This is a genomic window from Gemmiger formicilis, from assembly GCF_016901605.1.
GTDB classification, from domain to species: Bacteria; Bacillota; Clostridia; order Oscillospirales; family Ruminococcaceae; genus Gemmiger; species Gemmiger formicilis_B.
The window spans coordinates 1-333 of record NZ_JACJKP010000544.1; the positions used below are offsets into that span (position 1 = coordinate 1).

The following is a 333-nucleotide window of genomic DNA, read 5'->3' on the forward strand; positions in this document are numbered from 1 at the left end:
TACCCGCCGTACAACTTCAGCCAGAAGGTCATTGACACACTGGTGGATTATACCGGCCGCTTTGCCCGCGAACTGAAGGTTGTGGGCCTGGTCAACGTCCAGTATGCCGTGCAGGATGGCAAGGTGTATGTCATTGAGGTGAACCCCCGTTCCAGCCGTACCGTGCCGTATATCAGCAAGGTCACCGGCGTGCCCATGGTCGATCTGGCCGTGCGCTGCACTTTGGGTGAGAAGCTCAAGGATATGGGCTACGGCACCGGTCTGTGGCGCGGCGGCAAGAGCCCCTACTATGCGGTCAAGGTGCCCGTTTACAGCTTCCTGAAGCTGCACGGC

1 protein-coding gene is annotated in these 333 nt (G+C 59.5%); it reads left to right on the top strand.

Annotated features, from left to right (window positions below):
• The coding region (locus H6B10_RS15870; protein WP_204652408.1) for an ATP-grasp domain-containing protein at positions 1-333 on the top strand (333 nt) is incomplete at both ends.